Origin of the sequence: Pseudomonas sp. CG7 (assembly GCF_023701885.1) — a bacterium.
In the GTDB taxonomy this organism is placed as follows: domain Bacteria; phylum Pseudomonadota; class Gammaproteobacteria; order Pseudomonadales; family Pseudomonadaceae; genus Aquipseudomonas; species Aquipseudomonas zanjanensis.
This window is the reverse complement of the sequence record NZ_JABAEE010000034.1, coordinates 1-17,085: the sequence shown is the minus strand read 5'-3', so window position 1 is coordinate 17,085 and position 17,085 is coordinate 1. Positions and strand designations below refer to the sequence as shown.

The following is a 17,085-nucleotide window of genomic DNA, read 5'->3' as shown; positions in this document are numbered from 1 at the left end:
GGGTGACAAACGGAGCGGCTATTTGCGCAGTGGATACGTTCACGATCAGATGCTCCCGTTCTTAATACTTGGGCTTGCCGAAAATACGGCTGATGATGTTCACGACCAACACGATCATCACCAGCACCAGGGAGGCCGCCCATGCGAGCTCAAGCTGGTTGTCGAACGGCATGCCGGAGAAGTTGTAGATCAGTACTGCCAGCGATGCCGTCGGGTTCATGACCTCGAGGCTGCCTTGGTGGTAGATCCAGTAGTTGCTGAACAGCGCGGTAAACAACAACGGCGCTGTCTCGCCCGCGGCACGGGCCACGGCCAGCATGACGCCGGTCAGGATTGCTGGCATGCCGGTGGGCAAGATGATTTTCCAGATCACCTGCGAGCGGGTGCAGCCCATGCCGTAGGCGGCATCCTTCATGATCTTGGGCACCATCCGCATCGACTCTTCCGCCGTCAGCACGACGATAGGCAGCATCAGTACCGCCAGCGCGACGCCGCCCGCCGGTGCCGAATAAGTACCGGTGGTCATCACCACCAAGGCGTAGGCAAACACCCCGGCCAGGATCGACGGCAGCCCCGTGAGCATCTTGGCCGCAAAGCGCGCGGCATTCGCCAGTTTGCTGTCCGGCCCCAGTTCAGCCAGGAACATCGCCGCCATGATGCCGACCGGCACCGCGATTGCCGCCGCGATGCCCACCATCACAAACGTACCGGCCAGCGCGTTGCCGAAGCCCCCGCCCATCTCGAAACCGGTCGGCGGCAGTTCGGTAAACACTTCCAGGTTCAGGCGCGCGCCGCCGCGGGTGATCAGCATGTAGAGCACGGAAATCAACGGCACGCTGGCCAGCAGCGCCCCGCTCCAGACCAGTGTGGTCAAGATCAGGCTGCGCAGGGCACGGCCCTCGAACTTGCGCTGCAGGCTGGGCATCGCGCCTGCTGGAGCCGTCAAGTCTGTTGCAGCAGTGAGATCGGTCATCACTTATTACCCCGTTGGGCATACATCATGATCAAGGAGCCGAAGACGTTCACGATCAACGTGATGAACATCAGCACCAGCGCGGCATACATCAGGACTTCAATCTCGTTCGGTCCGGCTTCGGGGAAGTTCACCGCCAGCAAGGCCGCCAAGGTGTTGGCCGGGGCGAACAGCGAAAGGGAAATGTTGTTCGCGTTGCCGACCAGCATGGCCAATGCCATGGTTTCACCCAGCGCACGCCCCAGGCCCAGCACCAGGGAGCCGAAAATACCGGTGGCAGCGGACGGCACCATGACCTTGAGAATCGCTTCCCAATGGGTGGTGCCCATGCCGTAGGCAGCCTGCTTGGTTTTCATCGGTACGGCCGTGAGCGCATCCTGCGAAACGGCGGCAATGGTCGGCAGGAGCATGATGGCAAGCACCAACGCTGCGGGAAGCAGCCCCGGCCCGCTCAAGGACGTGCCGAAGAACGGTATCCAGCCCAGCTCACTGTTCAACCAGGTGGTCAGCGGCCGAATCGCCGGGATCACCACGTAGATCCCCCACAGGCCGTAGACGACGCTGGGGATGGCCGCGAGCAATTCGACGATGGTGCGAAAAATGGCGGCGAGCTTGGGGGGGAGGAAATCCTGGGTCAGGAAAATCGCCATGCTGACGCCGAAGAACCCGGCGATCAGCAACGCGATAAAGGCGCTGTAGAGCGTGCCCCAGATAGCCGGCAGGATGCCGTATTTACCCTGGTTAACGTCCCAGACAGTGCCGAGCAGCACATCAAACCCGTGCTTTTCCATGCCGGGAAGCGCCTTGCGTCCGACCTCGAACACGAGGGCAAACACCAGCGCCAGAACCAGGACCCCCCCTATGCGAGCGATCGCACGAAAGGTGCGATCCACCAGGAAGTCCTTCGCGGACGGTGGCTGGCAGGCAGAATCTGGATTAACCGGTACGACAAAGGGAGTGTTCATTGGCTAATTCCGGAACAGGGGGAAAGCTCTCCCAGCATGGCTGACATGCCACACCGGGAGAGGCCTCAGGCGTTACTGAATGTTGGCGGAAGCTTTGCGAACCTGATCGACAACCGACGCCGGCAACGGGATGTACCCCATCGAGTCGGCAATTTTCTGGCCTTCGGTCAGGCTGTATTCGACCATTTCACGCATGGCCTTGGCCTTGGCCGGATTGCCGTTGTCCTTGCGGAAAATCATCCAGGTGTAGGACGTGATCGGGTACGACTTGGCGCCGTCTGGATCAGGCAACCAGGACACCAGGCTTTCTGGCATCTTCACCGCCGCCAGGGCCTCGGCACCACTCTCGGCGTTTGGCACGACGTATTGGCCGGCCTTGTTCTGCAACTGGGCGAAGTCAACCTTGGCGAGCTTGGCGAAGCCGTATTCGATGTAGCCAATCGCGCCCGGGGTCTGGCGCACGGTAGCGGTCACACCATCGTTCTTCGGCGACTTGATGAACTTGTCACTGGCCGGCCAGTTGACGGTGTTGCCCTCCCCCAGCGCCTGTTTGAAGTCTGGGTTGATGGTCGCCAGGTGTTTGGTGAATACCGCGGTGGTGCCGCTGGAATCGGCACGCACGACAACCGTGATCGGCGTATCGGAGAGTTTCAGGTCCGGGTTGGCCGCCACGATTTGCGGATCGTTCCAGCGAGTGATCTTGCCGAGGAAGATGTTGGAGTACACATCCCGTGGCAACTTAAGGCCCTTGGGATTGCCCGGCAGGTTATAGGCCAGGACGATTTCCCCAGCGGTCATCGGCAGCAACTGCACGCCTTCGGCGACCTTGGCGATGTCTTCGTCTTTCATCGCCGAGTCGCTGGCGGCGAAATCAACGGTTTTATTCAGAAAGTCCTGTACACCCGCGCCGCTGCCCTTGGATTGGTAGTCCACCGTGACGCCTTCGGATTTCTTGCTGAAATCCTTGAACCAGGTGAGGTAGATCGGCGCTGGGAAACTCGCGCCAGAACCCGTCAGACGGACACTTTCTGCAGCGAAGGTCGCCGAAGTGGCACAAAGAGAAAGCGTAACGGCGAGCGCAGCAGACTTCATCAAACTTTTCATTGAAAGAAATTCCTTGTGATGACGGGCCGGAGAACTCTGCAACAGTTGTGTTACGTTTTTATGAAAATCGAATGGCAAAAGGGAGCAAATGCTCCCTTTTGTGCAGCCGCACCGATGGGCGCAGCTGGAACTGTTTGGCAAAACACTGAAACGGTGTGCTGCTGATCAGTCGAGTTTGTCTCGCGAGTCCAAGGCTTCACCACTCGCGTAGAAACGCCCACCCGCAATGTAGTGCAGGCTACGCCAGGCCGGTTCGGCGCTCTCGAAATGCCAATGACCGTCGCGAAATACCCGAGTGTCGGCCCAGGCGCCGATAACCTCGCCAATGAACAGGTCGTATCGCTCCTGGTTGTGCGGTTCGGCGATCAAGCGGCAGGCCAGCCAGGCCGAGCAGCCGCTCACGAACGGCACGTCTTGGCCATCGATGGCGAACAGCTCAACGCCGCTACGCGTCAGCTTGTCCGCCTCGTCAGACAGGCTGCGGTGGCCCACTTGGTACGTGAGGTCGAGCTGGGCGAGCGTGGGCACCTGGATAACGAAGTGGCCGCTGTGCTCTACCAGCTCTCGCGTCTTGGCGACCTTGTCCAGCACCACGGTCAACTTTGGCGGTGAGTAGTCCAGTGCGCAGGCCCAGGACGCGGCCATGACATTGTCCACGCCGTCGTGACGGGCGGAGACGAGGACGGTGGGGCCGTGATTGATCAGGCGAAAGGCCTTCTCCAGCGGTACCGGGGCGATGTGTTTGTTCATCGGCAACCTCCAGCGTTCAACGGTTCAGATACGCTTGCAGGCTGTCATGCCCACTGACAATCAGACCACGGATAATGTCCAGCTGCAGCCCCTGGGGATCCGGTTCTTGGTTGTCGAAACGCGCCGACCACTGGATCAAGGTCTTGTCCTGGCCACTGACGGGGATCAGCTTTACCGTCATCACGTAGTCGTCCACCGGCAATGGCGCCTCCTCGAAACGGTAGGAAAAGCTCAACTGGCTGTCGTCCATCGCCAGCAGGCGCTCGCGCAAGATGGCGCCATCCTGCAAGATCAGGGTGCGAATGCAGCCGACCAGGCCGTCGGGCTGGCCGTCCTCGATCAGGCTCCGGGTAACGACCGGATGCCATTGGCTGATGTTTGCGAATTGCTTGATGACGCTCCACACCTGGGTGGCGTCGCTGTTGACCAGCGCGTTGTGGTGAACCGAAGGCATAGCAGGACTCCTGACAGGCCGCTGCCTGCCTGATTTCAATGAGCATAAGGGGGAAACGTCTGGGGTCACGCGCTCGGCGGGCATGACCCAAGACCAGTGGTTAGTGACAGCGCTCAGCCTTCGAACTGGTGATAAACCTTGGCGATGACCTTCCACGTGCCATCAATCCGGATCAACGTCAGATAGTCGTTGTAGTCGGCGCCGATGGCGTCTTTTTCCATGTCCACACGTACTACCGCGGTGGTCGGCGTAATCGCCAACACATCCAGGCGGGTCTTGATCTCCGGAGCCTTACCGTTCTTCTCGATGAAGCCAAACAGATTGGCAATCGGGCCACCCAATAGCGCCCCGTTGGTGAAGCCGTACATGACCGCATCCTTGTGGAATGCCTGCGCCACATCTTCAACGCTACCGATGCGCAGGCCATCGACATATTTCTGCGCTACCGCGATCACGGCATCGTATTCGGCCGTAGGAACGGCCTTGATGTTCTTGCTCATGATTTCTCTCCAGTCAAATGCGACGCAGGACGCGCCAGTGGGAGGCCGGCATCGCTTGACGCCGGGCTCATTGAAAAACCGCCAATTACGGAGCGATATGGGTGTGGTAAATCTTGCTGACCACCGTCCACTTGCCTTCAACCTTCAGCAAGTTGAAGAAATCGGTGAAACAGAACCCCGAGATATCGTTGGTATCGATGCGGGCACTGGCGGCGGTACCAACGATGTCAACGTTGACGATGACACCTTGGGCTTCCGGGGAAGGACGGAAAGGTGGGTTGTCGATAGTATCGAACAGACCTTGGATCGCACCGCCGACCAACTTGGCGTCGCCATCGACACCGAAAATGGTTGCCTGCTCGCTGAAGGCCGGTTTCATGACGCTGCTCTTGGCCTGCTTGCCGCCTTCGTTGTACTGGTTCAGCACGTCGACGATGGCTTGGTATTCCTGCACGTAAGTGGGGTTGCTCATGGTGTTTTTCCTGGTTCTAAATGTGTGAGAAGTGCTTGGGCGTCCACGGGGGAATCCCGTCGGGTTTCCAGCACGATGCGCCCTTACCAATCCTGCCGGGTCGGGGACACAATCAGGTCGTTTACAGTGACGTTGGCAGGTTGATTGAGGGCGTAGACCACCGCCCTGCCGATGTCGTCCGGGGAAATGGCGATCTTGTTAAGCGCCCTTGCGGCCTTGCGGCCCTCGGGGTCTTCAACCTTGTCCGCCCAACCGGTGTTGATCACGCCGGGGCTGATCGTGCCGGCACGAATACCGTGCTTGACCCCCAGCTCCTTGCGCATCGACTCGGTCATCGCTTGCACGAAAAACTTGCTGGCGCTGTACACGCCAGCGGCCTCGCCTACCTGATGGCCAGCCACAGAGGCCATGTTGAGAATGTGGCCAGATTTCTGCTCGAGCATCTGTGGCAGTACCGCGGCGATCATGTTGAGATAGCCCTTGATGTTGACGTCGATCATCTTGTTCCAGTCGTTGACAGCCATATCGGTCCAGTTGGAGAACAGCATCAGGCCGGCGTTGTTGACCAGGATGTCGAGGGCGCCGTAGGTATCCATGGCGAATCGAGCCAGGGCGCGGGACTCGTCCAGGTCGGTCACGTCGGTGACCTTGCCAACTGCGTCCACACCGCTGGCACGCAAATCCGCAACGAAAGCGTTCAGCCCTGGCCCATCGATGGCGGCTGCGACGATACGTACTCCACAAGCAGCCAAGGCACGCGCGGAAGCTGCGCCGAGACCGGAAGAGGCACCGGTGATGACGACGACTTTCTGATCCAGATAATTCATGTTTTGATCCTTCTACCTGCGCCCGGGAATTGGGCACATGGGGATAACGAGAGCCGTGGCGATCCCCATGGACAGCACTGGGGTTACTCCGCCAGCAACCTCAGTAGTTGCCATTGGGCCAGTCGATGTAGCCCTTGGCGCCGCCACCGTAGTAACTCTCACGCGGAGCAATCGTCAGCTCGGCTCCCAGGCGCAGGCGCTGGACAAGATCAGGGTTGGAGATGAACAGGCGGCCGAAGGCCACGGCGTCGATCTTGCCCTGAGCGCGGCGCTCGATGGCCATTCCCAGGTTGTAGTTGTTGTTACCGATATAAGGCCCGGTAAACAGGCCGCTCAAGGCATCCATATCGACGCCTTCGGGGACGTCGCGGCTGGTCGCCGTGGCGCCCTCGACAAAATGCAGGTAGGCAAGGTCGAGCTTGTTCAGCTCGGGCACCAGGTAACCGAACAGGCCCATGACGTTGCTGTCCGGCGGCGTATTACCTGCGTCGGGCGTCACTGGCGAAAGACGGATACCGACTCGGTCGCTGCCCCAGATATCGATCACCGCGCGAGTGACTTCAAGGGTCAGGCGCGCCCGGTTTTCGATCGAGCCACCGTAACGGTCGGTACGCTGGTTGGTGGAGTCACGCAAGAACTGGTCGAGCAGATAGCTATTGGCCGAATGTACTTCTACCCCGTCGAAACCGGCGCGCTTGGCATTCCGTGCGGCCACGCGGTATTGCTCAATGATTCCGGGAATTTCATCGGTTTCCAGGGCTCGCGGCATGGACACCGGAACGAAACCTCCGGCCGTGTAGGTACTGCCCTCGGCCTTGATTGCAGACGGTGCTACCGGTGCCTGGCCGTCAGGCTGTAGTTCGACGCTGGAGAAGCGGCCGACGTGCCACAACTGCAGCACAATCTTGCCCCCTTCAGCGTGCACGGCCTCGGTGACTTTCCTCCAGCCTGCGGTCTGCTCATCGCTCCAGATTCCCGGGGTGGCGGCATAACCCCGGCCCTGGGCGGAAATATTGGTCGCCTCGGCAATGATCAGGCCGGCTGATGCACGCTGGGCATAGTAGGTAGCGTGCAGATCGTCAGGGACACCGTCTTCGGCGTAACGGCTACGAGTAACCGGCGCCATTACGAAACGGTTGGCGAGTTCGATGGCCCCCATGCGCGTGGGCTCGAACAGATCAGTGCGGGGATTGTTATCAATCATATGCGTCTCAGTTTAGTAGACCAGTCGTCTAGTTCCCAGGCAAAAAAAAGCGAGCTCAACCGAGCAAGCTTTTTGTCAGGGTCATTGCCGATTCAAAGGGTTGAGTGGAACGGTTCACTTTCGCCATCAACGAGGCGCCCAGCCACAATTGGTAAAGCGACTCAGCCAGCGCAACACTGTCACGGGTAGCGATACTGCCGTCCTTGATTCCGCGCTCGATGCTGTCCGTGATCAGCTTCACGATCCGAGTCGTGCCTTTCTCCAACACCTGCCGCATAACCTCGGAGAGGTCGCAGACTTCAGCGCCAAGCTTCACGACCAGGCATTTGTTATCGACCGAGTCGTCATGCTGGGTTTCGCTCCAATACTGGAAGTACGTCAGAAGGCTCTCTGCCCCGCTGGCCTGTTGCTTGAGAATCGGGCCGATACGCGACAGATATTCGTCAAAGTACTCATCAAGGAGTGCCTGGCCGAATTCTTCCTTGGATTTGAAATAGTAATAGAACGACCCCTTGGGCACGCCCGCCGTGCTCAACACTTCATTGAGACCTACGGCGGTATAGCCTTTGTGGGTCATGAGCGCCCTGGCTACATCAAGGATGTGCTCGCGCATTTCATTAGCGGGTTTCTTCATAGTGGGTGCAGCCTACCGGAAATTAGACCAGTCGTCTACAAGCTTCTACGAAGGATACGCGATAACGAAGTCTGCCCTGCAATCACAAAAAAAATGAATATGTTTCCCGTCAAAACAACATTATTATTTTCGAATGATCAAAGAACTGAAAACACTTATCGCGGTGGCCAGAGAAGGCACGTTTGCTGCGGCGGGCAGCAAGATCGGGCTTACCCAAGCCGCCGTCAGTGCACAGATGCAACGTCTCGAGGCGGAGCTTGGCGTGGCGTTATTCGACCGCAAGGGACGCTCCGCCCAGCTCAACCGCATGGGACATCAAGTGCTATTGCAGGGCCAGGAGCTGGTGCGCCAGTTCCAAAACCTGGGCACGACATCGGTGGGCCTATCGGCCAGTATCCTGGGCACCATTGGCGCGATTGCCTCCGTTCAACGCTCCTTTTTGCCGGAAGCACTCGCCGAGTTTCACCAACGCTCCCCACAATGCAGGACCCGCGTCGTTCCCGGCCTTTCGATGGAACTGGTGAACCAGGTCGATTCAGGTGAGATCGATATGGCCGCAATCATCCGTCCACCCTTCTCTCTGCAGAGCGACCTGCGCTGGACTACCTTGGCCCGTGAACCGTACCGCCTGATCGTTCCTGCCGATATGCCAGGAGACGACTGGGCGGAGCTGTTATCAAGCCAGCCCTTCATTCGGTATGACCGCTCATCTTTTGGCGGGCGTCAGGTTGATCGGTTCTTGCGAGAAGCTCATATACCGCTGCATGAAGTCTGCGAGCTCGATGAGCTGGATGCAATTATCAAGCTGGTGGCAAACGGAGTGGGCGTGGCGCTGGTGCCGGAAACGGCAACCCACCAGAAATGGTCTGCCGGGGTGCGCCCCATCGACCTGAAACAACGCACATTTCATCGCGACATTGGCCTGGTCCATCGTGCGCGCCGTAGCCTCAGCGAGCCGGTAAAGTTATTAGTCCAGTTGATTACCGACCAGGTTCTGAAAAGCCCGTAGGGCAAGGAGCGATGTCTGCCCGACGATGAACCTTATCAGCAATAAAATAAGGGCTCTCGACGCTGTTACGTGGAGAGCCCTTTTGTGTCGCTGCCCCGGCGTTCTAAGCGCCCACGGCTTTTTTCCGTACAAGCGGTGCCTTTTCCCACTTGGCGATTACCAAGGGCGCAATCGCATTACCCAAGACGTTCAAGGTGGTGGTTCCACTGTCGATAATCCTGAAAATCCCGGCGATCAACGCGACCCCCTCCAATGGCAGGCCGGCTGACGCCAGGGTTGCCGACAGAATAATGATGGCGAAACCAGGCACACCTGCAGCGCCCTTCGACGTCAATACCATCGTGACTACGAGCAAGATCTGCTGAGTCAATGAAAGATCGATGCCGTATAGCTGGGCAATGAAGATCGTCGCCACACCGAGGAAAATCGAAGCCCCGTCCAAGTTGAAGGCATAGCCCACTGGCACGACGAAACTGACGATACGCGCAGGGACACCGTACGCTTCAAGCTTGGTCATCAACTGCGGCATGACCGCTGCAGAGGCAGCGCTTGAAAACGCCAGAATCAACTCATCCCTGAAATACTTGATCAACTTGAATACATTTTCACCGATCAGATAGCAAATACCTCCCAGTAATACCAACGCAAAAGTAATCAGCGCGAGATAGACCACGCCAATCAACTTGAGCAAGGGTAACAACGAGGCGAATCCAAAAGTCGCAACGGTTGCTCCGATCATGCCAAACACTCCAATCGGTGCATACGCCATGACAAACGACACGACCTTGAACATGGCATCAGAAAAGCCCTGGATGATTGCAATGACCGGTGCGCTCTTCGCTTTGGGCAATGTGTTCAGCGCCATTCCGAGCAGGACGGCAAAAAACAGCACCGACAACAACTTCGCTTCCGACATCGCCACGATCACGTTATCCGGCACGATGTTTTGCAGGATGACCAGTGCACCTTTAGACGGTTCAATGGTGACCACCGAGCTACCGCTGTGGGCGATGCCAGCAATCTGGGTGCCCTGACCAGGCTCGAACAGATTGGCAAAGCACAGCCCCAGCACGATGGCCAAGGTGGTAATCGCAAAAAAGTAAATCAGGGACTTTGCCCCCATAAGACCGAAGGACTTGTTATCGCCGCCCCCGGCAATGCCGAGGATCATGCAGCAAAAAACAATGGGAACAACGACCATTTTCATCATCTTGATGAAAATGTCGCCGAGGGGTTTAAGCACTTCGGTACTGACCCAAACCTGATGTTGCGGGTGGGTATTGAAGTACCAACCAACGAGCACGCCGAGCAACAGACCAGCAACGATCTGCCAAACCAATGGGATACGTTTCATGTCTAGCCTTTTTTTTGGAATGAAAGGACTGCTTAAGGGCAGTAGCTAGATTCATGAGCTTCCAGCTCATTTGGAATTTCCTGGCGCGATGTATTCGCGCCAGGTTTTTTATTATTTTGCGAAGAGCTGACTCATATCTTTGAAGGCTTTGAACTCAAGTGCATTACCACAGGGGTCGAACAGGAACATGGTGGCCTGTTCCCCCACCTGCCCTTTGAATCGGATGTAGGGTTCAATGACGAACTTGGTATCGAAGGCTCTCAAGCGCTCGGCCAACGCTTCCCATTGTGCCCATTCCAGAATGATCCCGAAATGAGGCACCGGTACGTCGTGACCGTCTACGGGGTTGCTATGGACGCTTTCTTGAGAAGCGGTTTTAGGGTGCTCATGGATGACCAATTGATGGCCGTAGAAATCGAAGTCTACCCACTGGTTGCTGGAGCGCCCTTCGGAAAGACCAAACACTTCACCGTAGAATGTGCGTGCGGCGGCCAGGTCATACACGGGGATTGCGAGGTGGAAAGGAGAAAGACTCATCGGGACTCCGGGCTGCAATTTTTATTGATTTCCAAACGGACAACGGGGCTCGCTGCCTGCCGGGCTTCTTAGGCCATATTCATGCTAAAGCCGCATACGCCTAAAAAAAATCAATATAAATTTTCTACAAGCACAAATTTTTTTGTTGCTTGTGAGCAGTCCAAAAGCTCGGTTTGCCGCCAGGATGTATCAGTGACGCAACAACCTACGCAACGGCACCCCATCCTTTAGCACCGGGGACTTGATGACGATATAGCTGAAGTACTTGGAAATGCCGATGTTCTTGTCCAGCAACCCTTCGATGACTTCCTGATAATGCTGGATGCTGCAGGTCATGAAACGCACGAGGTAGTCGTAGCCGCCGCTGATCAAATGACACTCCAGTACCTCATCGACCAAGCGGATATTGGATTCGAACTTGGCGAAGTCCTCGCGCTTGTGGTCGCTCAGCGTGATTTCAGTGAAGACCGTGACCGAGTCAGTGATCTTGGCCAGGTTGAGATGAGCCCTGTAGCCGGAAATATAACCCGCCGACTCAAGTCGCTTGACTCGCTGCAGGCATGGGCTGGATGAAAGCCCCACGGCATCGGCCAGACTGACGTTGGTCATTCGACCGTCCTTTTGAAGTTCAACAAGGATACTGATATCAATTCGGTCTAGTTTTATTAAACCTTCCATCGTGTACCCCTCGGTTGTCTTCAGGTTGACAGTGGTTTTAGCAAATTCAACGGCGCAAAGATAGCTGATGCTGAGCGACCAGGGCGGCCATGCTGGTGAGGTAGAAATCGGCAGAATATTCTTGATTATCAGGTTCATGGCCACGGCGGATCAGGCACAGGCCCGCTGACTTTGGCGCTTGTGCAGGTGGCCTGGACACTTGCATGATGTTTTCTGGCTTGAGCGTGTTCGCCTGCAGCCATGCCTCATCTTCCAATGGATTGTTCGCTCGGGAATGCAAGTCCTCGGGAGGGATTCCCAAACGCTCGCAGAGGGGCTCGCGATCCTCGGCATCGCGGTCGCAGTACACCAGCAGCCGATAGAATTTGCGCAGGTACAACATCGCTCCGGGCGCGTCCTCGAACAGCGACCAGTTGCCTGCCGAACGGGCAAAGCTCATGCCCTCCTCCCAACTGACCTTGAGCCCCAGGCGCTCTGCCAGTTGACGATGGGCAAAGCACAACAAACCGCTGAAGCCGAGTTCGGAGAAACGCGGATAAAGCCCGCGCACCGCCGCGTCGAATTCCGCCAACACGGCGTCCCTGTCCGGCATGCCCGGGTGGTTGTCGAGCAAGGGTTGCAGGGCCGTCCAGACACCGGAGTCCCTATCGACCAGGACTTCGTCGCAATCGATCAGCAGCGCACGATAATCAGTCAGGTGCATGTGTCGCCTCCCATGATGCATTCATCAATCCATCTGCGCTAAATGCCCTCGGTCGGCACCTCGTTACAGGCGCCGATCGAGACCTGAGATTAATCCAACACGCGTAGCAAAGCTGCTTCAAGAATGGCCAGTGCTTCGTCGATCTGGCTTTCTTCGGTGACCAAGGGAGCCAAGAAGCGCAGGACATTGCGGTACACCCCGCATTTGATCACCAACAGCCCGCCTACCCTGGCCTGGTCGATCAGTTGCTGGGTGAGCTCGGCGTCGGGGCTGCGGGCCTCATCGTCTTTAATCAATTCGATGGCCAACATGAAACCAGTGCCGCGCACGTCACCGATGCGCGGGTGACGTGCCTGCAAGCGCAGCAGGCCCTGACGCAGCCGCGCGCCCAGGACCTGGCCCCGCTCAAGCAACTGCTCCTGTTCGTCAGCGTCGATCACCGCCAGCGCCGCCGCACACGACAAGGCGTTACCGCCGTAGGTGCCGCCGAGACCGCCGGGCAACGGCGCGTCCATGATGTGCGCACGTCCCACCACACCTGAACTGGGCAAGCCACCGGCCAGACTCTTGGCAACGGTGACCAGGTCCGGCTGAATCCCGGCGTGCTGGAAACCGAACCTCTTGCCGGTACGGCCGAAGCCGGTCTGGATTTCATCAAGGATGAGCACGATGCCGTGTTGCTCGGTCAGGGTCCGCAGCGCCTGGAGAAATTCCGGCGGCGCGGAAAGGAAGCCACCGTCGCCTTGCACCGGTTCGATGATGATCGCCGCGACCCGATCCGGAGCGACTTGGGTCGCCAGCAACTCATTCAGGGCCTGCAACGCCATCTCGCTGCTGAAACCGCGATAGGCATTCGGGTATGGGGTATGGAAGACTTCAGGCGCGAAGGGCCCGAAGTTCTGTTTGTAGGGCTGGCTCATGCCCGTCAGCGTCGTACCCAGCAAGGTACGACCATGGAAACCGCCACGGAAGGAAATGACGGCGGGACGATTGGTATGGGCACGGGCGATCTTCACCGCGTTCTCCACCGCCTCCGCGCCGGACGTGAACAGCGCCGCCTTGTAGGCTTGCTCGCCACCCACCAGCTCGCACAGGCGCTTGACCAGGTCGAGGTAGGGTTTGTAGGCCACGACTTGGAAGCAAGCATGGCTGACCTTCTGCAGTTGGGCCTGCACCGCCGCGACCACCTTCGGGTGATTATGGCCGATGTTCAAGACGCCAATGCCGCCGACGAAGTCCAGATAGCGCGCCCCGTCCACGTCCCACACCTCGGCACCCTGGGCCCGGTCGATGACCAGTGGATGTGCGGTGACCAGACCCCGTGGCACGAATTGATCGCGTTGACGGAGCAAGCTTGGGGTTTCTTCGACTTTACTGTTCATGGCATCTCCCACAGTGAACCAGGCAACCGGGAAACGGTTGCGATGTGTTCCACAGGTTAAGCGTTCGACGCAATTGTCTAAGCCGAACTTGGCCTCTGGGAAATTCGGATCGACTGTTTTCACCCCGGCAAACAGCAGATTCCTTCAGCCGCCTCCAGCCCCATGGAATCTGCCGGCAAACGCCCCATACAACGCAGTGTCGACGGATTACGCAGGCCCTTTTGATACATCCTGCTTTACCACTCGGGCATGCTGGATGTTCCCTATCCAGTATGAGAAGTGACCCATGGCCCTGCTTTATAAAGCCGACCCGGTACGCGGCGAACAATGGAAGCGTCTGTTCGCCGAGCACGCGCCGGATATCGAATGGCGTGCCTGGCCGGACATCGGCGATCCGAAGGACATTCGCTACCTCGCCGCTTGGCAGACGCCGGATGACCTCGAAGCACTGTTGCCGAACCTTGAAGTGCTGTTCGCGTTGTCGGCCGGGGTCGACCAACTCGACCTTGATCGCCTGCCGATGTCCCTGCCGGTGGTGCGTCTACTCGATCCTGGTATCACCCGGGGCATGTGCGAGTACGCCAGTTTCGCCGTGCTCAGCCTGCACCGGGATATGCTCCGTTATCGCCAGCAACAGCTCGCCCGATGCTGGCAGGCGCACTTGCTGCAACCGGCGGCCCAGCGTCGGGTCGGTGTCATGGGGCTTGGCATGCAGGCCCAGCAGATCCTGGCCACCTTGCAGACCTTTGGATTCGCCTTATCCGGCTGGGCACGCAGCGAACACACTATCGTTGGCGTGGATTGCTTTGCCGGTAACGAACAACTCCCGGCGTTCCTCGGCCAATGCGACATCGTGATCTGTGTCTTGCCATTGACCGAGCAGACCCAAGGGATTCTCAACCGTCAATTGTTCAGACACCTGCCCCAGGGCGCGGCCCTGGTCAACATGGGCCGCGGTGGGCACCTGATAGAAGCGGACCTGCTCGAGGCTTTGGCCAGCGGTCAACTCAGTGCCGCGGTGCTCGACGTCCTGCAACAGGAGCCGGCCGCGCCGGATCACCCGTTCTGGCAACATCCACAGATAGTGCTGACGCCGCATATCGCGGCGATGACCCAACCCGAAAGCGCCTTTGGCGTGCTGCTGGAAAATATCCGTCGGCATCAACGCGGCGAATCGATGCTCGGCCAGATTGATCGCCAGCGACGTTATTGACCCGCGCAGCCCATGCGTCTGCATAAGCACCGACAAAAAAGACGCTGATATTTGCTGCTGGGCCGGCTGCGGATTTGAGCAATAACTGCGGCGCGTGAAGCCGCAACTTATGCAATCTACCGAATCAATGCCGGCCTCTTGTCAGGCCTGGCGGCAGGTGAGATACCCATACTTTCAGCGGAGAAATCCGACCGGTCACGCTCCCTTGTCCATGGAGATCTGTCATGTCCAACTCGCAACGCCCTGTCTATGCCTACCGCCCCATGACCGCTGCCGATGTGGCGGCGGCCCATGCCTTGTCCGTGCAGTTGAAATGGCCCCACCGTCTGGAAGACTGGGCCATGCTGCAGCGTGTCTCCCAAGGCTTTGTCGTAGAGGACGAAGGGCGTCTGATCGGTACCGCGTTCACTTGCCCGCAGGGTGATTACGCCACGATTGGCCTGGTGATCGTCAGCGATGAGTACCAGGGCCAGGGCATCGGGCGCAGATTGATGGAACTGGCGCTCGAAGCGTGCGGTTCGCGGACCGCGGTGCTCAATGCGACGTTGGCCGGCGCGCCCCTTTATGCCAGCCAGGGATTCGTTGACTTTGGGCATATCCAGCAGCATCAGGGCAACGTATTGCCCCCTGCCTCCACGGACCTACCATCCGGTGAGCGCCTGCGCCGCCTGACCGACACCGATCGAAACGAGGTGATCGAACTCGCCAATGCCGGCAGCGGCCTGGACAGGCATACCGTGCTCAACGATCTGTTCGACAGTGTCGACGACGTCGTGGGCATCGAGCGCGATGGACAACTGCGCGGATTCGCCATTCTGCGTCCCTTCGGCCGCGGTCGTTATATCGGCCCGGTCGTGGCAGAAAATCCAGGGCAGGCCAGGTACTTGATCGCCGTGTTATTGGCGCAAGTACCGGACGCTTTCGTGCGCATGGATGTACTGCCCGACAGCGGCTTGGGTGCCTGGCTGGAAGAAGCCGGGTTGAAACAGGTCGACACCGTCGCCCAAATGGTCCGCGGGACCCCGCCCCAGGCCAGCGGCGGCGTACATCAATTTGCGCTGGTGACCCAGGCCATCGGCTGACGCCCCTCCATCACCGCTATACCATCCACTCTCCTGGAGAAACACCCTCATGCTAGAACCCACTGCCGTGCTGCTGGCCCATGCCAACGGCACTCCCGCGTCCACGGCATTCACCCGCGGCTCATTGGGCGCCAACGATCCTTTCGACCGGCAAATCGCTTATGTCGGGACCGATGACATTGCTGCCGGCATCGTCCAGGCGAGCGGGCAATTCAGCACCGATGACTACCCCTACAGCGAAACGATTGTTGTCCACGCGGGACACGTCACCCTGCAGAGCCAGGAGCACTCGCTCGAACTCAATCCGGGTGACAGCGCCGTGATTGCCCGCGGCACATCGGTTCGGATCGAGGCGCAACCGGGTTCGCTCTGGGCATTCTGTGCCGATATCCAACCGGTTGAAGCCGGCAACATAGGGCTGACCGCTCTCCCCCCGCACACCCTGCTCTCCCCTTCGACGCCTCCGAGTGAAGAGTTCCTGCTGAGCCCGACGCCACAATGTCGCTCGAACAACTTGTTCGTCGAGGACGCGACCAACCTGCGCATCGGCATTTGGGATTCGACACCTTATGTCCGTAGGGCGCGGCCACATACGATGCATGAGTTGATGTACCTGGTCGAAGGCAGCATCATTCTCCAAGTCGATGGGACCCAACTGGCGGTCAACACGGGAGATACAGTGTTCGTACCGCGAGGCACTCCCTGCGCGTGGAAGAGCAGTGTCTATGTGCGCAAGTTCTATGTTTGCAAGTGATCGCCTGGTGTAGCTTTTCTTGGTGTAAATATCCGTTAACCACGAGGCGGCCTTAAAGCCGACCTGCCTCTCCCAGTCGTATACCCATCAGATCCATGGGAGCAAAGCTTGCTCGCGATAACGGTGGTTCAGTCGCATGGGTGCTGGGCTGACTGGCCTCATCGCGAGCAAGCTCGCTCCCACAGGGGGTCTGTGTTGGACATGAATGTTGTGTCCACTGAAGATTGCATGTGGGAGCGAGCCTGCTCGCGATGGCGATGGCTCATTCAATGAAAATATTGAAGGTGCCGGCCCGTTCGCGAGCAGGCTCGCTCCCACAGGGAAACTGGGCGCATGTGTGTTAAGTGTCTGCCGAAAATCCGGTGTGGGAGCGAGCTTGCTCGCGATGGCGGTAGTTCAGTCACATGGATGTCTGAGCTGGTCTAATAGTCCCGGACACCTCAATAGGTGAAACTACACCTATTGAGGAATATTCCATGACCAAGAAGTA

At 58.3% G+C, this 17,085-nt stretch carries 19 protein-coding genes; 4 read left to right on the top strand and 15 right to left on the bottom strand.

Annotated elements, in window-relative coordinates:
* Positions 1-61 precede the first annotated feature (61 nt).
* The 10 genes from pstA to HGO40_RS15440 form a co-directional block, all read right to left on the bottom strand.
* Entirely contained in the window at positions 62-973 is a 912-nt protein-coding gene (gene pstA / locus HGO40_RS15485; RefSeq protein ID WP_250963713.1) for a phosphate ABC transporter permease PstA, read from the bottom strand.
* Complete coding sequence (gene pstC / locus HGO40_RS15480; RefSeq protein ID WP_250963712.1) at positions 973-1,938, bottom strand: phosphate ABC transporter permease subunit PstC; 966 nt, start codon at positions 1,936-1,938, stop codon at positions 973-975. The genes pstA and pstC overlap by 1 nt, the downstream gene beginning before the upstream one ends.
* A gap of 72 nt (positions 1,939-2,010) precedes the next feature.
* Positions 2,011-3,042 carry a phosphate ABC transporter substrate-binding protein PstS gene (gene pstS / locus HGO40_RS15475; protein ID WP_186705615.1) on the bottom strand — a complete coding sequence of 344 codons (1,032 nt, stop codon included), beginning with the start codon at positions 3,040-3,042 and terminating at the stop codon, positions 2,011-2,013.
* Positions 3,043-3,207: 165 nt separating this feature from the next.
* Positions 3,208-3,792 carry a flavin reductase family protein gene (locus HGO40_RS15470; protein ID WP_250963711.1) on the bottom strand — a complete coding sequence of 195 codons (585 nt, stop codon included), beginning with the start codon at positions 3,790-3,792 and terminating at the stop codon, positions 3,208-3,210.
* Positions 3,793-3,808: 16 nt separating this feature from the next.
* Positions 3,809-4,246: an SRPBCC family protein gene (locus tag HGO40_RS15465; RefSeq protein WP_250963710.1), complete on the bottom strand. Its 438-nt coding sequence runs from the start codon at positions 4,244-4,246 to the stop codon at positions 3,809-3,811.
* Positions 4,247-4,359: 113 nt separating this feature from the next.
* Positions 4,360-4,746 carry a nuclear transport factor 2 family protein gene (locus HGO40_RS15460; protein WP_250963709.1) on the bottom strand — a complete coding sequence of 129 codons (387 nt, stop codon included), beginning with the start codon at positions 4,744-4,746 and terminating at the stop codon, positions 4,360-4,362.
* A gap of 85 nt (positions 4,747-4,831) precedes the next feature.
* Positions 4,832-5,218, bottom strand: a complete 387-nt coding sequence (locus tag HGO40_RS15455; RefSeq protein ID WP_250963708.1) for a nuclear transport factor 2 family protein — start codon at positions 5,216-5,218, stop codon at positions 4,832-4,834.
* Between the two features lie 83 nt (positions 5,219-5,301).
* Positions 5,302-6,045: an SDR family oxidoreductase gene (locus HGO40_RS15450; protein ID WP_250963707.1), complete on the bottom strand. Its 744-nt coding sequence runs from the start codon at positions 6,043-6,045 to the stop codon at positions 5,302-5,304.
* Between the two features lie 100 nt (positions 6,046-6,145).
* Entirely contained in the window at positions 6,146-7,249 is a 1,104-nt protein-coding gene (locus HGO40_RS15445) for an alkene reductase (protein ID WP_250963706.1), read from the bottom strand.
* A 55-nt stretch (positions 7,250-7,304) separates the two neighbouring features.
* On the bottom strand, positions 7,305-7,883 hold the full coding sequence (locus HGO40_RS15440; protein ID WP_250963705.1) for a TetR/AcrR family transcriptional regulator: 579 nt from the start codon (positions 7,881-7,883) through the stop codon (positions 7,305-7,307).
* 133 nt (positions 7,884-8,016) lie between these two features.
* Here HGO40_RS15440 and HGO40_RS15435 point away from each other — a divergent pair, with 133 nt between their 5' ends.
* Positions 8,017-8,892 (top strand): LysR family transcriptional regulator, encoded by an 876-nt coding sequence (locus tag HGO40_RS15435; RefSeq protein ID WP_250963704.1) that lies wholly within the window; start codon positions 8,017-8,019, stop codon positions 8,890-8,892.
* A 103-nt stretch (positions 8,893-8,995) separates the two neighbouring features.
* On the opposite strand, the gene HGO40_RS15430 is transcribed toward HGO40_RS15435, so the two are convergent.
* The 5 genes from HGO40_RS15430 to gabT form a co-directional block, all read right to left on the bottom strand.
* The gene (locus tag HGO40_RS15430) at positions 8,996-10,246 is read right to left on the bottom strand and encodes a cation:dicarboxylate symporter family transporter (RefSeq protein WP_250963703.1); all 1,251 of its coding nucleotides are present in this window, start codon (positions 10,244-10,246) and stop codon (positions 8,996-8,998) included.
* 111 nt (positions 10,247-10,357) lie between these two features.
* Entirely contained in the window at positions 10,358-10,783 is a 426-nt protein-coding gene (locus HGO40_RS15425) for a VOC family protein (RefSeq protein ID WP_250963702.1), read from the bottom strand.
* 189 nt (positions 10,784-10,972) lie between these two features.
* Entirely contained in the window at positions 10,973-11,461 is a 489-nt protein-coding gene (locus HGO40_RS15420; RefSeq protein WP_008146530.1) for an Lrp/AsnC family transcriptional regulator, read from the bottom strand.
* Between the two features lie 46 nt (positions 11,462-11,507).
* Positions 11,508-12,164 (bottom strand): HAD family hydrolase, encoded by a 657-nt coding sequence (locus HGO40_RS15415; protein ID WP_250963701.1) that lies wholly within the window; start codon positions 12,162-12,164, stop codon positions 11,508-11,510.
* Between the two features lie 89 nt (positions 12,165-12,253).
* Entirely contained in the window at positions 12,254-13,546 is a 1,293-nt protein-coding gene (gabT, locus tag HGO40_RS15410; RefSeq protein WP_250963700.1) for a 4-aminobutyrate--2-oxoglutarate transaminase, read from the bottom strand.
* Positions 13,547-13,832: 286 nt separating this feature from the next.
* Between gabT and HGO40_RS15405 the strand changes: the two genes are divergently transcribed.
* From HGO40_RS15405 to HGO40_RS15395, 3 genes are all read left to right on the top strand, one after another.
* Entirely contained in the window at positions 13,833-14,759 is a 927-nt protein-coding gene (locus HGO40_RS15405) for a 2-hydroxyacid dehydrogenase (RefSeq protein WP_250963699.1), read from the top strand.
* 224 nt (positions 14,760-14,983) lie between these two features.
* Positions 14,984-15,841, top strand: coding sequence for a GNAT family N-acetyltransferase (locus HGO40_RS15400; RefSeq protein ID WP_250963698.1), 858 nt, complete (start codon positions 14,984-14,986; stop codon positions 15,839-15,841).
* A 49-nt stretch (positions 15,842-15,890) separates the two neighbouring features.
* Complete coding sequence (locus HGO40_RS15395; protein ID WP_250963697.1) at positions 15,891-16,595, top strand: cupin domain-containing protein; 705 nt, start codon at positions 15,891-15,893, stop codon at positions 16,593-16,595.
* Positions 16,596-17,085 lie beyond the last annotated feature (490 nt).

Coding starts and splice junctions, on each gene's coding strand:
- pstA (WP_250963713.1), bottom strand. CDS start 973: ATGACCGATCTCACTGCTGCAACAGACTTGACGGCTCCAGCAGGCGCG.
- pstC (WP_250963712.1), bottom strand. CDS start 1,938: ATGAACACTCCCTTTGTCGTACCGGTTAATCCAGATTCTGCCTGCCAG.
- pstS (WP_186705615.1), bottom strand. CDS start 3,042: ATGAAAAGTTTGATGAAGTCTGCTGCGCTCGCCGTTACGCTTTCTCTT.
- HGO40_RS15470 (WP_250963711.1), bottom strand. CDS start 3,792: ATGAACAAACACATCGCCCCGGTACCGCTGGAGAAGGCCTTTCGCCTG.
- HGO40_RS15465 (WP_250963710.1), bottom strand. CDS start 4,246: ATGCCTTCGGTTCACCACAACGCGCTGGTCAACAGCGACGCCACCCAG.
- HGO40_RS15460 (WP_250963709.1), bottom strand. CDS start 4,746: ATGAGCAAGAACATCAAGGCCGTTCCTACGGCCGAATACGATGCCGTG.
- HGO40_RS15455 (WP_250963708.1), bottom strand. CDS start 5,218: ATGAGCAACCCCACTTACGTGCAGGAATACCAAGCCATCGTCGACGTG.
- HGO40_RS15450 (WP_250963707.1), bottom strand. CDS start 6,045: ATGAATTATCTGGATCAGAAAGTCGTCGTCATCACCGGTGCCTCTTCC.
- HGO40_RS15445 (WP_250963706.1), bottom strand. CDS start 7,249: ATGATTGATAACAATCCCCGCACTGATCTGTTCGAGCCCACGCGCATG.
- HGO40_RS15440 (WP_250963705.1), bottom strand. CDS start 7,883: ATGAAGAAACCCGCTAATGAAATGCGCGAGCACATCCTTGATGTAGCC.
- HGO40_RS15435 (WP_250963704.1), top strand. CDS start 8,017: ATGATCAAAGAACTGAAAACACTTATCGCGGTGGCCAGAGAAGGCACG.
- HGO40_RS15430 (WP_250963703.1), bottom strand. CDS start 10,246: ATGAAACGTATCCCATTGGTTTGGCAGATCGTTGCTGGTCTGTTGCTC.
- HGO40_RS15425 (WP_250963702.1), bottom strand. CDS start 10,783: ATGAGTCTTTCTCCTTTCCACCTCGCAATCCCCGTGTATGACCTGGCC.
- HGO40_RS15420 (WP_008146530.1), bottom strand. CDS start 11,461: ATGGAAGGTTTAATAAAACTAGACCGAATTGATATCAGTATCCTTGTT.
- HGO40_RS15415 (WP_250963701.1), bottom strand. CDS start 12,164: ATGCACCTGACTGATTATCGTGCGCTGCTGATCGATTGCGACGAAGTC.
- gabT (WP_250963700.1), bottom strand. CDS start 13,546: ATGAACAGTAAAGTCGAAGAAACCCCAAGCTTGCTCCGTCAACGCGAT.
- HGO40_RS15405 (WP_250963699.1), top strand. CDS start 13,833: ATGGCCCTGCTTTATAAAGCCGACCCGGTACGCGGCGAACAATGGAAG.
- HGO40_RS15400 (WP_250963698.1), top strand. CDS start 14,984: ATGTCCAACTCGCAACGCCCTGTCTATGCCTACCGCCCCATGACCGCT.
- HGO40_RS15395 (WP_250963697.1), top strand. CDS start 15,891: ATGCTAGAACCCACTGCCGTGCTGCTGGCCCATGCCAACGGCACTCCC.